This is a genomic window from Buchnera aphidicola str. Bp (Baizongia pistaciae) (assembly GCF_000007725.1).
GTDB classification, from domain to species: Bacteria; Pseudomonadota; Gammaproteobacteria; order Enterobacterales; family Enterobacteriaceae; genus Buchnera_B; species Buchnera_B aphidicola_H.
Genome location: NC_004545.1, coordinates 501,001 through 517,200 on the forward strand (window position 1 = coordinate 501,001; position 16,200 = coordinate 517,200).

At 29.0% G+C, this 16,200-nt stretch carries 13 protein-coding genes, 2 tRNA genes and 2 rRNA genes; 7 read left to right on the forward strand and 10 right to left on the reverse strand.

The features are described 5' to 3' along the window. Positions 1 to 45 precede the first annotated feature (45 nt). The 3 genes from BBP_RS02140 (at position 46) to BBP_RS02150 (ending at position 3,088) form a co-directional block, all read left to right on the forward strand. Positions 46 to 378: a YbaB/EbfC family nucleoid-associated protein gene (locus BBP_RS02140; RefSeq protein ID WP_011091537.1), complete on the forward strand. Its 333-nt coding sequence runs from the start codon at positions 46 to 48 to the stop codon at positions 376 to 378. 128 nt (positions 379 to 506) lie between these two features. Next, the gene (htpG, locus tag BBP_RS02145) at positions 507 to 2,387 is read left to right on the forward strand and encodes a molecular chaperone HtpG (protein WP_011091538.1); all 1,881 of its coding nucleotides are present in this window, start codon (positions 507 to 509) and stop codon (positions 2,385 to 2,387) included. 53 nt (positions 2,388 to 2,440) lie between these two features. After that, positions 2,441 to 3,088, forward strand: a complete 648-nt coding sequence (locus tag BBP_RS02150) for a nucleoside monophosphate kinase (protein WP_011091539.1) — start codon at positions 2,441 to 2,443, stop codon at positions 3,086 to 3,088. Between the two features lie 45 nt (positions 3,089 to 3,133). Here the strand turns inward: BBP_RS02150 and BBP_RS02155 are convergent. Beyond that, positions 3,134 to 3,207, reverse strand: a tRNA-Arg gene (locus BBP_RS02155). A gap of 101 nt (positions 3,208 to 3,308) precedes the next feature. Between BBP_RS02155 and folD the strand changes: the two genes are divergently transcribed. Beyond that, on the forward strand, positions 3,309 to 4,172 hold the full coding sequence (gene folD / locus BBP_RS02160) for a bifunctional methylenetetrahydrofolate dehydrogenase/methenyltetrahydrofolate cyclohydrolase FolD (protein ID WP_011091540.1): 864 nt from the start codon (positions 3,309 to 3,311) through the stop codon (positions 4,170 to 4,172). Positions 4,173 to 4,189: 17 nt separating this feature from the next. Here the strand turns inward: folD and cysS are convergent, their stop codons facing one another. Next, on the reverse strand, positions 4,190 to 5,584 hold the full coding sequence (gene cysS, locus BBP_RS02165) for a cysteine--tRNA ligase (protein ID WP_044010656.1): 1,395 nt from the start codon (positions 5,582 to 5,584) through the stop codon (positions 4,190 to 4,192). A 417-nt stretch (positions 5,585 to 6,001) separates the two neighbouring features. Here cysS and ybeD point away from each other — a divergent pair, with 417 nt between their 5' ends. Then, positions 6,002 to 6,268: a DUF493 family protein YbeD gene (ybeD, locus tag BBP_RS02170; RefSeq protein ID WP_011091542.1), complete on the forward strand. Its 267-nt coding sequence runs from the start codon at positions 6,002 to 6,004 to the stop codon at positions 6,266 to 6,268. A 120-nt stretch (positions 6,269 to 6,388) separates the two neighbouring features. Here the strand turns inward: ybeD and cspE are convergent, their stop codons facing one another. The 6 genes from cspE to BBP_RS02200 all read right to left on the reverse strand — a co-directional run bounded on the left by cspE (position 6,389) and on the right by BBP_RS02200 (position 11,866). Beyond that, positions 6,389 to 6,598: a transcription antiterminator/RNA stability regulator CspE gene (cspE, locus tag BBP_RS02175; protein ID WP_011091543.1), complete on the reverse strand. Its 210-nt coding sequence runs from the start codon at positions 6,596 to 6,598 to the stop codon at positions 6,389 to 6,391. Positions 6,599 to 6,888: 290 nt separating this feature from the next. Continuing rightward, positions 6,889 to 7,004: ribosomal RNA gene (gene rrf / locus BBP_RS02180) — 5S ribosomal RNA — on the reverse strand. Between the two features lie 100 nt (positions 7,005 to 7,104). Then, positions 7,105 to 10,028, reverse strand: a 23S ribosomal RNA gene (locus BBP_RS02185). 159 nt (positions 10,029 to 10,187) lie between these two features. Further along, positions 10,188 to 10,260 (reverse strand) — tRNA-Glu (locus BBP_RS02190). A 204-nt stretch (positions 10,261 to 10,464) separates the two neighbouring features. Continuing rightward, the gene (gene aroE / locus BBP_RS02195) at positions 10,465 to 11,313 is read right to left on the reverse strand and encodes a shikimate dehydrogenase (RefSeq protein ID WP_011091544.1); all 849 of its coding nucleotides are present in this window, start codon (positions 11,311 to 11,313) and stop codon (positions 10,465 to 10,467) included. Continuing rightward, on the reverse strand, positions 11,306 to 11,866 hold the full coding sequence (locus BBP_RS02200) for an L-threonylcarbamoyladenylate synthase type 1 TsaC (RefSeq protein WP_011091545.1): 561 nt from the start codon (positions 11,864 to 11,866) through the stop codon (positions 11,306 to 11,308). Before BBP_RS02200 ends, aroE begins: the two co-directional genes overlap by 8 nt. A 172-nt stretch (positions 11,867 to 12,038) precedes the next feature. Here BBP_RS02200 and def point away from each other — a divergent pair, with 172 nt between their 5' ends. Then, positions 12,039 to 12,521 (forward strand): peptide deformylase, encoded by a 483-nt coding sequence (def, locus tag BBP_RS02205; RefSeq protein ID WP_011091546.1) that lies wholly within the window; start codon positions 12,039 to 12,041, stop codon positions 12,519 to 12,521. A 1-nt stretch (position 12,522) separates the two neighbouring features. Further along, complete coding sequence (fmt, locus tag BBP_RS02210) at positions 12,523 to 13,494, forward strand: methionyl-tRNA formyltransferase (protein WP_011091547.1); 972 nt, start codon at positions 12,523 to 12,525, stop codon at positions 13,492 to 13,494. Between the two features lie 1,263 nt (positions 13,495 to 14,757). Here fmt and rplQ read toward each other — a convergent pair. Together rplQ and BBP_RS02220 are read right to left on the reverse strand one after the other, a co-directional pair. Then, the gene (gene rplQ, locus BBP_RS02215; RefSeq protein WP_011091548.1) at positions 14,758 to 15,147 is read right to left on the reverse strand and encodes a 50S ribosomal protein L17; all 390 of its coding nucleotides are present in this window, start codon (positions 15,145 to 15,147) and stop codon (positions 14,758 to 14,760) included. Positions 15,148 to 15,198: 51 nt separating this feature from the next. Then, positions 15,199 to 16,194 carry a DNA-directed RNA polymerase subunit alpha gene (locus BBP_RS02220; RefSeq protein WP_011091549.1) on the reverse strand — a complete coding sequence of 332 codons (996 nt, stop codon included), beginning with the start codon at positions 16,192 to 16,194 and terminating at the stop codon, positions 15,199 to 15,201. Positions 16,195 to 16,200: the final 6 nt, after the last annotated feature.

Below are 16,200 nucleotides of genomic sequence, written 5' to 3' on the forward strand. Positions count from 1 at the left end.
ATAAAGCTGCTATATTAACAATAATCTTAATTATTAAGGATTCTTATGTTTTCAAAAGATGGATTAAATAACTTAATGCAACACGCACAAAAGATTCAAGAACAAATGAAAAAAATACAACAAGAAGTATCTGAAATAGAAGTTACTGGAGAATCTGGAGCTGGAGCAGTGAAAGTAACTTTAATTGGATCACACTACTGTAAAAAAATTGAACTAGACAAAAACACAATTTTAGAACATGATAAAGAAATATTAGAAGATTTAATCACAGCCGCATTTAATGATGCAGTACGAAAAATATCTGATCTTCAAAAACAAAAAATGTCATCCATATCATCAGAAATGAAATTTTCTAATAATTTGAATTTACCCTTTTAGTTCACAAAAACTATCTCAAAATAAATATTTTTTTTTTAAATTATTCTTGTACATGGTAAATTATCATTCTAAAACATTTACCTACTTTAATGATCATATTTAACTCTACTACTACAGCGAATAAATTTATGACTGCAAATAAAAATCAAAAAAAAACATATAATTTTAAATCAGAAACAAAAGAATTATTACATTTAATGATTCATTCTTTGTATTCCAATCGAGAAATATTCTTTAGAGAATTAATATCTAATGCTGCAGATGCAATTGACAAATTAAAATTTAACGCAATATCTGCACCAGAACTATACGAAAATGATACTAATCTATACATTAGAATCTTCTCAAATAAAAATAATAATAGTTTAACAATTAGTGACAATGGCATTGGAATGAAATATGAAGATATCATTAATAATTTAGGTACAATAGCTAAATCTGGTACAAAAGAATTTATAAAAACGTTAAATAAAAACAACAAAATAAAAAACGATTTAATTGGTCAATTTGGAGTGGGATTTTATTCTTCATTTATCGTATCTGAAAAAGTTATTGTTAAAACTAGATTTGCAGGATTAAAAGAAAATCAAGGTGTTATATGGACATCAGATGGAAAAGGAACATATGAGGTTAATGAAATTAATAAAAAAGAACGAGGAACTGAAGTTACATTATACCTCACAAAAGATCATTATGAATTCTTAGAAACATGGAAAATACAAAATACAGTTAGTAAATATTCAGATCATATTTCTATTCCTATCGAATTGAACACATACGATGAAAAAGAAAAAACTTATTTTTGGAAACAAATAAATCAAGCTGAAGCTATATGGACTAGACCAAAATCTGAAATCACTGAGTTACAATATAAAAACTTTTATAAAAAAATTGCTAATGATACCAACGATCCTCTCACATGGACACACAATAAAGTAGAAGGAAATCAAGAATATACAATTCTATTATTTATACCTTCAAAATCAGCCTGGGATATTTGGAATAGAGACAATAAACACGGATTAAAATTATACGTAAAACGTGTCTATATCATGGACGATGCAGAACAATTTTTGCCAAATTACTTAAGATTCGTAAAAGGAATTATAGATTCTAACGATTTACCTTTGAACGTCTCTCGAGAAATATTACAAGACCACAAACTAGTTTATAATCTAAAAAAATCACTCACAAAAAAAGTATTACAAGTACTTCATTCATTAAGTCAAAATGTTTCAAAATACGAAATATTTTGGAAACAGTTCGGTTTAATTCTAAAGGAAGGACCTGCTGAAGATTCAGAAAATCGGACATCAATTTCCAATCTTATCAGATTTTCTTCGCTGTTAAACAATACTCAAAAACCAACTATGTCACTAGAAAATTATGTAAAGAATATGAAGCAAAATCAAGAGAAAATATATTTTATAACAGCTGACAATTATGCCTCTGCAGTTAGTAGTCCGCACTTAGAATTTTTCAAGAAAAAAAATATAGATGTATTAATTTTATCAGACAAAATTGACGAATGGATGATGAATTATTTAATTGAATATAATGAAAAAAAATTCCAATCAGTAAGTAAAGATGATAAATCTATTGAAAAATTGGTACATGAACAAAATAGTCAAAATGAAACTTATCAAGAAAACATGAACGATTTCTTAAACAGAGCTAAAAAAACATTAAGTGATAAAATTAAAGATATACGATTTACACATAAACTAACCAATACTCCTGCTATGGTCATCACTGATTCTAATGAAATGAGTACTCAAATGGCTAAACTTTTTTCTGCTGCAGGACAAACAGTCCCAACTATAAAGTACATCCTTGAAATAAACCCAAACCATCTTTTAATAAAAAAAATTAATAATGAAAAAAATGAAAAAAAATTTAAAAATTGGATCAATTTCTTATTTGAGCAATGTTTACTTGCCGAAAAAAATACATTAGACAATCCTAATAAATTTATAGCTAGAATAAATGATTTACTAATAAATAATTAAAAAACTTAACTACATCAAACAAACAATCATTCAAAATTTAACAAGGACAAATTATGCATATCGTTTTAATTGGAGGGCCTGGAACAGGAAAAGGAACACAAGCAGAGCTTCTGTCAAAAAAATATATGCTTCCTGTGATTTCTACTGGACATATATTACGAAAGATTAGTACAAAAAAAACATTGTTTGGAGAAAAAATAAAAAATATTATAAATTCAGGAAAATTAGTTCCAGACACTATAATCATTAAAATAATTACAAATGAAATTCTTCATAAAAATTATACAAATGGATTTATTTTAGATGGATTTCCAAGAACAATAAAACAAGCAAAAAATTTAAAAAATACTAATATACAAATAGATTATGTCTTTGAATTTATATTACCAACAAAGTTGATTTTTAAAAGAATACAAACCAGGACAATTAATCCAATAACAGGAACCATATACAATAATGTAATACAAAAAAATTCAGAATTAAAAAATCTTAAAATAAATACCTTAAAAAGTAGACTTGACGATCAATATCCTATAATTCTAAAACGACTAAAAGAACATAAAAAAAACATTGTTTATCTTAAAGATTTTTACATAAACGAACAAAAACATAAAAGTCTTAAATATCATGAAATAAATAGTCAAAATACAATTAAAAATGTTAATATCGAAATAAAAAAAATTCTTGAAAATAAACTTTAATATACTAAGCGAATTAAAAAATTATAATATCCTTATGTTTTTCTCTGCGCTCTATAGGATTCGAACCTATGACCTACGGCTTAGAAGGCCGTTGCTCTATCCATCTGAGCTAAGAGCGCAAATACTTACTTGTTTTATTTCGATTTATACATACATTAAATAATATAATACCATTAATTTTAATAAAATAAATTTTTTTTTAAATTGAGTGTACACTAATATGCTAAAAAAAGTTTTAAACGGAACACGCATTGCAAAAAAATTAGAATTCAAAATCCTAAAACAAGTTAATTATAAACTTTCTTTAGGACAAAGACCACCCGGTTTAGCTGTTATTTTAATAGGATCTAACTCTGCATCCACAATTTACGTTAAAAAAAAACGTTTCATGTGCGAACAAGTAGGATTTATATCAAAATTTTGGAAATTTTCAAAAAATATACAAGAATCAAAAATTCTTAATCTTATTTATAAACTAAATTATGATACTACTATTGATGGAATTTTAGTACAATTACCCATACCCCCGAACATAAACAATCAAAAATTATTTAGTAGTATTATTCCTACCAAAGATGTAGATGGTTTTCATCCATATAACATAGGTTCTCTATGCCAAAAATCACCTTACTTACGTCCTTGCACACCTTTCGGAATAATTACGATGCTGAAACATTATAAAATAAAAATTCGAGGATTACACGCAGTAGTTATAGGAGCTTCAAATATTGTAGGAAGGCCCATGAGTATGGAATTATTACTGGCCGGGTGTACTACTACAATCACGCACAGATTTACAAAAAATCTCAAACACTACGTAAAACAAGCTGATCTAATAGTTATAGCCATTGGGCACGCCCATTTTTTAAAAGGTACTTGGATTAAAAAGGGAGCTATCGTTATTGACGTAGGAATAAATCGTCTAAAAAATGGAGAAATAGTAGGTGACGTAGATTTTAAAACAGCATACAAAAAATCATCATACATTACACCAGTCCCTGGTGGAGTAGGTCCTATGACTGTAATTACACTATTAAATAATACTTTAAAAGCTTATGAACAAATATCTAAAGATTGCAAATAAAATCTATCATTACACATTTACTGCAATGATCTCCAAAAAGTGTTAAAACTAGTATCCTCTAATACTATGCCTAATTCCAATAATTCTTTGCGTATTCTATCAGCTCTAACCCAATCTTTAACTCGTCTAGCTTTATCTCGTTCATATATTAAACTATTTATTTTCCCTATGATACTATTATTACAATTAAAGTTATTCTGTAAAAAATATTCTGGATCTTTTAATAAAATTCCTAAAATACTTCCTAATTGTCGTAATTTACTAGCTAACTGACTAGCCTTATTGCTATCTATTAATTTAAATTTATTTATTTCTTTAGATAACCTCAATAATATTGACAAAGCCAATGGAGTGTTAAAATCACTATTCATAGCTTTATAAAAATCAGTTTTAAAATTATCAACAATATCAAGACCCTTTATGTCAAAATCTACTCCACGTAAAGACAAATATAACTTTTTCAATAATTTACTCGAATTACTCAAATTTTTGTAACAAAAATACAAAGGGTGCCTATAATGAGTAGACAATAAAAAAAATCGAATAATTTCTGAATCATATTGAGTTAATAAATCTCTTAATAACAAGGTATTATTCAATGATTTTGACATCTTTTCATTATTAATAATCACTAATCCTGTATGCATCCAATGTTTTATAGAAAAATTACTATCAATACAAACCGATTGTGCTAACTCATTTTCATGATGGGGAAATAATAAGTCTACACCTCCCCCATGAATATCTATTTTATTTTTAAATGCAGATCTGCACATAGATGAACATTCAATGTGCCAACCAGGTCGTCCATTACCCCAAGGAGAATTCCAACCAACAAATATACTACTTTTCGAAGTTTTCCATAATGCAAAATCTGCAATATTTTTCTTAGTAGAATAATGTGAAATATTAATTTCTTTATTTAATATTTTTGAAAATTGATTAGATAATGCACCATAATTTAAATAACTGCTTACAGAAAACATAATATCACCATTGCATGCTACATACGCATGCTTTTTATTTAATAAAATAGAAATAAATTTAATAATATCACTAATATTTTCTGTAACACGAGGTTCACTATCTGGAGGCAAAATATTTAATGCAGAAAAATCATCCTTCATATTAGAAATCATTCGATTAGATAAACTTATATAACTTTCATTATTTTTTAAAGATGCAGCAATAATTTTATCATCAATATCTGTAATATTGCGAACATATTTTAATGCATATCCTAGGGAACGTAAATAACGTACTACTACATCAAAAAATATGAATGTTCTACCATGACCAATATGACAAAAATCATAAGCTGTAATGCCGCACACGTACATATTAATTGTTTTTTTTTTATCTACTTCTAACTGTTCTTGTAATCGCGTGTAAGAATTAAAAATTTTTAACATAGTATTAAATTTCATAAAAGAAAAAAGATTATTACTATATAATATGATAAAATTTTATATAAATGCAAAAATATATATAAAAAACTATTACAATTAAAATTAACATAAAAAAACAAAACACATGATCCTAAACTATTATGGCTAGAGGTATTATTTTTATCTAACCTAACTGCACTAAACTCTAACAACTTATAATAATTTCTACACAATTATGTATTCTTAATATTCAACCTAAAATTTTTAATATTATAATGAAAAATAATTAAATTTTTAATTTTTAAAATTTATCAAAAAAATAAATTTTTATCTTATTACAAAAAAACTAACAAAATTAATTCCTAAAAATAAAATATTTAAAAAAAACTCTTATTAAACAAATACGACAATTTTCTATATAAATTCAAAATAGGAATAAAAATGAGAAAAAATAAACTAGAAAAAATGTTAAAATTTCCTTGTTTATTTACATATAAAGTAATTGGATTAGCACAACCAGAACTTGTTGATAAAATAGTTAAAATAATTCAATGTAAATTACCTGGAGATTATGTTCCTCAAATAAAATCTAGCAATAAAGGAAATTATTTGTCTATCTCCATTACTATATGTGCTAATACCTTTGAAGAAATAGAAAGTCTCTATTATGAATTAAGTAATATTAATATAGTTAGAATGGTCTTATAAATAAAAATGCACAAAAAAATAATCACTCCAAACACCAGACAAAATATAAAAATGTAATGCAGCTTTATTACTAGCGCTGCATTACGACATTAAAATATTTTTAAAATAATTTTAATAAAATTATAAACTAATCACATTAGCCGCTGATGGCCCTTTTGCTCCTTCGGTAATTTCGAATTCAACACTTTGACCTTCTGATAAAGTCTTAAATCCGTTGCTTTGGATAGCTGAAAAATGAACAAAAACATCTTTGCTTCCATCTTCAGGAGTAATGAAACCAAACCCTTTAGATTCATTAAACCATTTTACATTACCTTTAATCTTGGACATCTATATTACCTTCACATGAAAAAATATACACTAAACTTTAAATTACAAGTTAGTACAACGAATTGTAGATTATTTTATTTATAACTAATCTATGTTAAATTATTATAAATAAATACTATATAAACTAAAAGATAGATTAACACGTAAATTATCTGTTAGCTAGTATCTATTCTATAAATTCTAAATTTTTCGTAAAAAAAATAAAATTTTTTATAGAATTTACTTTTTTAAATAAATAAAGCTTTTATCAATACAAAAAAAAATCCGAATTTAGATTTCGGATTTTTGAAACCTGGTAATGTCCTACTCTCACACAGGGATACCCTGCACTACCATCGGCGTTGAAATGTTTCACTTCTGAGTTCGGCATGGTTTCAGGTGGTACCATAACACTATTTTTACCAGGTTTAATATTCTTAAAAAATGTAAATAATAAATGTTTAAGAAAATATATCGGATTGCAAGAATATTTTATTTAAATTTTATTTAAACACCTCTGGTGTTGTAAGGTTAAGCCTCTCGGGTCATTAGTACTGGTTAGCTAAACATATTACTACGCTTACACATCCAGCCTATCAACGTCGTAGTCTTCAACGTCCCTTCAGTAAACCAAAATATAAGTTTCAGGGAAGACTAATCTTGGAGCAAGTTTCGCGCTTATATGCTTTCAGCACTTATCTTTTCCGCATTTAGCTACCGGGCAATGCCATTGGCATGACAACCCGAACACCAGAGATGCGTCCACTTCGGTCCTCTCGTACTAGAAGTAGCCCTCCTCAATCTTCCTACGCCCACGGCAGATAGGGACCGAACTGTCTCACGACGTTCTAAACCCAGCTCGCGTACCACTTTAAATGGCGAACAGCCATACCCTTGGGACCTGCTTCAGCCCCAGGATGTGATGAGCCGACATCGAGGTGCCAAACACCGCCGTCGATATGAACTCTTGGGCGGTATCAGCCTGTTATCCCCGGAGTACCTTTTATTTGTTGAGCGATGGCCTTTCCATACAGCACCACCGGATCACTAAGACCTGCTTTCGCATCTGCTCGCATTATCACGCTCGCAGTTAAACTGGCTTATGCCTTTGCACTAACCTTACGATGTCCAACCGTAATTAGCCAATCTTTGTACTCCTCCGTTACTCTTTGGGAGGAGACCGCCCCAGTCAAACTACCCACCAGACACTGTCTCTATACCGGATTACGGTATTAGGTTAGAAAACTAATCATTAAAGGGTGGTATTTCAAGGTTGACTCCACTTAAACTAGCGTCTAAGATTCATTGTCTCCCACCTATCCTACACATTAAAAATAAATTTTCAGTGTCAAGCTATAGTAAAGGTTCACGGGGTCTTTCCGTCTTGCCGCGGGTATACTGCATCTTCACAGAAATTTCAATTTCACTGAGTCTTGGGTGGAGACAGCCTGGCCATCATTACGCCATTCGTGCAGGTCGGAACTTACCCGACAAGGAATTTCGCTACCTTAGGACCGTTATAGTTACGGCCGCCGTTTACCGGGGCTTCAGTCTAGAGCTTTAAGTTGCCTTTAACTCCTTCGATTAACCTTCCGGCACCGGGCAGGCGTCACACCGTATACTTCCACTTTCGTGTTTGCACAGTGCTGTGTTTTTAATAAACAGTTGCAGCCAGCTGTTATCTTAGACTGGATTCAGCTTATAAAAGTAAATTTTATTCACTTACTACCAGTGTGCCTTCTCCCGAAGTTACGGCACTATTTTGCCTAGTTCCTTCACCCAAGTTCTCTCAAGCGCCTTAGTATGCTCTACTTAACTACCTGTGTCGGTTTTAGTACGATTCAATATTACTTATAGCTTAGAGGCTTTTCTTGGAAGTATGGTATAGATTACTTCGTCACCGTAATGACTCGTCATCACGCCTTGTATTTTAAAAGAAGACCGGATTTTCCTAATCTTCATACGTACACGCTTAAACCAGGATAACCGTCACCTGGATAACTTAACCTTCTTCGTCCCCACTTCGCAAATAACATTGAGCACAGGAATATTAACCTGTTATCCATCGATTACGCCTTTCGGCCTCACCTTAGGGGTCGGCTCACCCTGCCCCGATTACCGTTGGACAGGAAACCTTAGTATTTCGGCGAACAGGTTTTTCACCTGTTTTATCGTTACTCATGTCAGCATTCGCACTTCTGATACCTCCAATATACTTTACAATATATCTTCACTGGCTTACAGAACGCTCCTCTACCCAACAAAAAAACATATTTTGTTGCCGCAGCTTCGGTACATAATTTTAGCCCCGTTAAATCTTCCGCGCAAGCCGACTCGACCAGTGAGCTATTACGCTTTCTTTAAATGATGGCTGCTTCTAAGCCAACATCCTGGCTGTTTATGCCTTCTCACATCGTTTCCCACTTAATTATGATTTTAGGACCTTAGCTGGCGGTCTGGGTTGTTTCCCTTTCCACAACGAACGTTAGCACCCGCTGTGTGTCTCCCGTAATAACATTCTTCCGTATTCGGAGTTTGCATCGGATTGGTAAGCCGGGATGGCTCCCTAGCCGAAACAGTGCTCTACCCCAGAAGATGAATTTACGAGGCGCTACCTAAATAGCTTTCGAGGAGAACCAGCTATCTCCCGGTTTGATTGGCCTTTCACCCCTAGCCATAGGTCATCCGCTGATTTTTCAACATCAGTCGGTTCGGTCCTCCAGTCAGTTTTACCTAACCTTCAACCTGCCCGTGGCTAGATCACCGGGTTTCGGGTCTGTATCCTGAAACTAATTCGCCCAATTAAGACTCGGTTTCCCTACGGCTCCCCTTAACTCGGTTAACCTTGCTACAGAATACAAGTCGCTGACCCATTATACAAAAGGTACGCAGTCACTCCTAAAAAAAGCTCCTACTGCTTGTACGTACACGGTTTCAGGTTCTATTTCACTCCCCTAACCGGGGTTCTTTTCGCCTTTCCCTTACGGTACTAGTTCACTATCGGTCAGTCAGGAGTATTTAGCCTTAGAGGATGGTCCCCCCATATTCAGACAAGATTTCTCGTGTCTCGCCCTACTTTTCGAACGTATAAATAAATTGTTTTCGTATACAGGACTATCACCTTGTATCGTTAATCTTTCCAAATTATTCTACTAACAACTAAAAATATAACTATGTTCTAGGCTCCTCCCATTTCGCTCGCCACTACTTAGGGAATCTCGTTTGATTTCTTTTCCTCAAGATACTTAGATGTTTCAGTTCTCTTGGTTTGCTTTACTAATCTATGTATTCAATTAATAATGATACTTATATAAAGTATCAGGTTTCCCCATTCGGATATCGTCGGTTATTAACGTTTCATATCAACTTGCCGACGCTTTTCGCAGATTAGCACGTCCTTCATCGCCTCTGACTGCCAAGGCATTCACCATGTACGCTTTTACGCTTAACCCTACAACCCACAGATGTTTATTGTAAAATTTAATATAATCTTCTTGATTCCGAATTTTTAAAGAACATAACTCAAACTTAACTATTGCTAAAACTAATAAAGAATAACATATTCAATGAACATAGTATACAAATAAATTAAATTATTTTATTAATCACTTGTCCCCTAGGGGATTTGAACCCCTGTTATCGCCGTGAAAGGGCGATGTCCTAGTCCTCTAGACGAAGGGGACCTTATAAAAAAATACTTATAATTTATTTAAAAATGAACTAAATATATCATTCTACATTTCTATGTTACATAATGAAAAAAAAGAGTCAAGTTTTTTTTTAAATTTTTAAATTAAATATTACAACCTCGTAAAAAACACTTAGAAGTTATAGTTATATTAATTAAATCATATCTCTGAATATCCTATTATGTATATTAAAACGTTTTAAAGCATATAAAACTGTCTATTCAACTTACAAATTATAGAATTTGTTTCCGGTAAAATACCATACCATAAATAAAATGAGTGTGCTGCTTGACTCACCAACATACCAATACCATTAGAAACACATATTGCACCATTTTTTATACACCATAATAAAAATTCAGTATACTTGTGTTTTATAGAATAATTTATATCATAACAATAAACATCTTTATGTATTAAAGATTTAATGGTACTCAAATTACTATTTTGACATATATTTATTGTTGTAGCATTAATAATTAAATTAAAAGAATAATTAGATGCAAATTTTTCTTTAAAAATAGAAATAGAACCTACATTTTTAAAATCTTCAACTAGTTGAAGAGCTCTTGTTATTGTTCTATTTAAAACAACAATACTACAACCATATGATAACAATGAAAATATTATACCTCGAGCTGCACCTCCCGCACCAATTAATAAAACACGATTAAACTTTGACTTTATAAATTTTATTCTTTTTAAGTCATGTAAAACTCCTATTCCATCAGTGTTGTCTCCTAAAATTTTATTATTATGTAATTTTTTAAAAGTGTTCACAGCACGAGACATTTTAGCTCTTATTGTCAAATTATTAGATATTACATATGCATTTTCTTTAAATGGAACAGTAATATTAGCACCTTTACCTTTATTTAGAAAAAAATTCAAAACATAACTATTAAATTCTTTAAACGGAACTAACCGTGCACTATATTCATAAACAATTCCAGTTTGTTTTGAAAACAAACTATGAATATATGGTGATTGAGTATGATTAATAGGATTTCCAAACACACAAAACTGATCTATACAATGTTTAACCATGTCTAATTAAACTTCCATTTATTATATTTAAAATTTTAGATGGATTTTTCCTGGTACCTAATGGTCCACATAAAATAGGAACAGTAGTACCAAACTGTTTTAAAAATTCTTCATACGTTCTACACGGATTTCTTCCAGAAATATTAGCACTAGTAGATATTATAGCCTTACCGAACGCACTACACAATTTATTAATACCATTATGAGCGCTAATACGAATTCCTAAAAAATTAGACCTTCCAGTTAACCAATCAGGCACAAAAGATTTGGCTGGTAACAAATAAGTAATAGTATCAGGCCAACTACTATATAAAATTTTTTTATGATAAATAGAAAGTTTACTTTCAGAAATATAAGATCTAATCTGATTAAAATGCGATGCAACTAATATAAATCCCTTATTCAATTTTCGCTTTTTTAATTTTAATAACACTTTTACTGCGTCTATACTTTCAGGATTACAACCTAATCCTAATACCGATTCAGTTGGGTAAGCTATAACTAAATTTTTTCGTAATCTATCAACACATTCAGATAATGAAAGAATATTCACTAATCTTAAACCCCTTATGTTAAATTTTACTTTACTTTAGAATTTTAATAAAATGTCTAAATAAAATTTAAAAAATAATGATAAAATAATTAAAAATGAGAATTTTAATTACTAATTATATAAAACTATTCTATAATAGAATAAAAACTAAATTTAAAATTTTAAAATTACTATGTCAGTGCTAAAAATACTCAAATATCCCGATGACCGTCTACGCATAATTGCTAAACCAATTTCAAAAATAGATACAAAAATACACAACATCATAATTAATATGTTTGATACTATGTATTATGAAAATGGAATTGGATTAGCAGCAACTCAAGTAAATATTCCTCTTCAAATTATAGTCATAGATAAAATTGAAGAATTAAACCATCCTCTCGTTCTTATTAATCCCAAAATTACTAAAAGAAGCGGATTAACTAGTATTCAAGAAGGGTGTTTGTCAATACCAAATTATCAAGCAGAAATATCTAGATCAAAAAAAATAACAGTTACAGCTTTAAATTATTTTGGAAAACGCATTAAACTAAAAACAAGTTCTACTTTATCTATTTGTATTCAACACGAAATAGATCACCTCATAGGTAAACTATTAATAGATTATCTTTCTAATTTAACAAATTTAAAATTATTAAAAAAAAATAAATAATATGATTCTTAACACTCTAAATTCACTTAAAATTGTCTTTGCAGGCACTGATAAATTTTCAAAAGATCATTTAAAAATTCTTGTTACTAACACTACACACAAAATTTTAGGAGTCATTACTAAACCAGATCAACCTCTCGGAAGAGGAAAACAAATTACTTCATCATTAACAAAAAAACTAGCTAAAAAATTAAAAATACCTGTTTTTCAACCAACAGCACTAAATACTAGTACATTTTATAATCAAATATATAACCTTAATGCAGACATTATAATAGTTGTTTCATACGGAAAAATTATCCCTCAACTTATACTGAATATTTTTCCATTAGGAGGTATTAATGTTCATACATCTTTGTTGCCAAGATGGAGAGGTCCTTCCCCAATACAATCCGCATTACTAAACGGAGATAAATTAACAGGAATCACAATCATAAAAATGAATAATAATATTGATACAGGAGATATAATTTATTCATCATCTTGTATCATTAATAAATCAGATACTAGCGTAACTCTTCAAAACAAGCTAAAAATATTAAGTTGCCAAGGATTAATTCAAGTACTTAAAAATTTTAAAAGTTCATACTTCCCAATCCGTCAAAGCAATTTAGCAACCTATTCAAACAAAATCAATAAAGAAGATGCGAAACTAATATGGTTAAAAAGTGCTATCCAATTAGAAAGATCAATTAGAGCATACAATCCCTGGCCAATTTGCTATTTTAAAATTAACAATCAATTATCAATAAAAGTATGGTCAGCTAATGTTATTATTCACTTTAATCAACACAAATACCAAATTGGAGAAATAATTTTAATAAACAAACATGGAATGCAAATTAAAACTAGTAAAAATATTCTCAACATAACGACTGTACAACTTCCTGGAAAAAAAATTATGCATGCCAACAATTTATGCAATTCTAAAAATAAATGGTGTATACCTGGAACAAAACTGACCAATACGTAAACATAATTAAACTAATATCAAAAAATTTATAGTTTAATAAAAATTTTTTTGAAATAAAATTTTATCTTATTATTACAAATTTATTAATTTGTTTTTTAACAAACAATTTTAAAAAAAACAATACTATATTAATATTTAAATACCATTAAACATAACTTGTACAATAATTTTAATTACTAAAATAAAATACCCTATTTATACCTAAATTTTTAGTTAACATAACCAAAATATTTGTTTTATCACAATTAGTTACAAATATAAAAACACCTATTTAATCTAACTGCTCTTAAATGTATAATTATTAATTTTTAACATCCCAAAAAATTATATTCTATAAATTTTTTGACAACTCATTAATTTTTATTACATATATAATTCTATTAATTTTATTACGTATTTTTTAAAATATTTTATAACTTCATCATTAAAACTTATATTTAATACATAAATCAACATAAATAACAATATTTTTAAAATAAATGACTAAAATATACAAATCAATATATTGATTTTATAATAATAATTCAGAAATAATTATTTCAACCAATACACTTTAATCATTTAACTACAAAACTAATATAACAATTATGTTATAATACAGTTTCTTCTATAGTTTTTAGAATTTCACTAAAAACTCAAAAAAACAGTAATTTCATATACAAAAAATCATTCTAGCGAAACAACATAACTTAAACACAACGCATTCATTACTATAAAAAAATAAACAAAAACTGTTTTTGCTTTATGTAATGAAATTCTGATAATACTTTTTGGAACATTAAAAATAAATAAGAAATTTAAAAAGAATTATATTCATCTCCCTAAAATAAGTTACTATTATTATTTAAGTTAAACTATTTCAACTTCTTAAAACATTTTCAGAATAAATAATTATATCCAAATACATAACACATAAACTATATTTGTTTTTTAACCTAAACAAATAATTTTAAAAATCATCTCAATTTCAATTACTTCAATATCTTTATTTTTATTACTAAACATTTAACTAAAATACCTTTTACACAACTTTAATCTAAAACAGAAATTTTTATAACATATATCATATACTCATTAACACATTAATTTATAAATAAACTACTTTACATATTTTACTAAACCCTATTAATTTCAATTTATAACTCGCCATCTTAACAAACAACGTTTTATTTATTGTATTAATGCAATACATTAAAATTAATAACTACCTTTAAAAAATAATATTTTACTCAAATTGAATACAAAGATAATAAATAAATGATTTTATTTTTTATACACTAATTCTTTTTTATTTTTTACTCGATTTATCAATTGAATATATGCCATAGGTGCTTGATCACCAGATCGAAATCCACATCTTAAAATCCGAGTATATCCACCGAATTGACCTAAAAAATGTGGACCTAAATCTCTAAATAACTTAAAAACTATTTTATTATCACGAATTCTAGAAAAAACCAAACGACGATTAGCAACAGAATCTATTTTCGCACAAGTAATTAAAGGTTCTGCGACACGTCGAAGTTCTTTTGCTTTAGATACAGTAGTTTTTATCATTTCATAACGAAACAATGAACAAACCATATTTTTTAACATAGCTTTAACATGAGTAGCACTTTTGTTAAACCTACGTCCAATTTTTCTATGCCTCATAATTAGAAATACTCCATATAAGTAAAGAAAGTTTATAAATTAAATAACAAATTAATTGTCTAAAATATTATCAGGAGGCCAATTTTCTAAATTCATACCTAAAGATAAATTTTTTGCTGCTAATACATCTTTAATTTCAGTTAAAGATTTTTTTCCTAAATTAGGTGTTCTTAACAATTCCACTTCCGTTTTTTGAACTAAATCACCAATATAATGAATCATTTCAGCCTTTAAACAATTAGCAGATCTTACAGTTAATTCTAAATCATCTACCGGTCGGAGTAAAATAGGATCAAATTCTGGTTTTTCTTCTTTAATTTCAGGCTCTCTAATATCTCTTAAATAAACAAACGACTCTAGTTGATTAGACAATATAGTAGCAGCTCTACGAATTGCTTCTTCTGGATCCAAAGTTCCATTAGTTTCCATTTCAATAACTAATTTATCTAAATCTGTTCTCTTTTCTACACGTGCAGCTTCCACTTTATATATCATGCGCTCTACAGGACTATAACAAGCATCTACTAATAGCTTTCCTACATAATTTTCTTTATTATCACTAATTACATTTGTCCTCGAAATAACCGGAACATAACCTCGACCGCATTGAACCTTAATTCGCATAGATATAGATGCATTTTTACATGTAAGAGTACAAATAATATGATCTAAATTAATTATTTCTACATCATTTCCATGATTAATGTCAGCTGCAGTTACAACTCCTATACCTGTCTTCACTAACGTTAAATATACTTGATCTTTTCCATATACTCGTATCGCTAATCCCTTTAAATTTAACAAAATTTCAATAATATCTTCTTGTACACCTTCTTTAGTACTATACTCATGAAGAATTCCATCAATCTCTACTTCAGTAACTGCAAATCCAGGCATTGAAGATAACAAAATGCGACGTAAAGCATTTCCAAGCGTGTGTCCAAAACCTCGTTCTAATGGCTCAAGAGTAATTTTTACATGTGTCATACTAATTTGTTCGATATTTACTAATCGTGGTATTAAAAACTCAGTAACAGAACTCTGCATTATTAT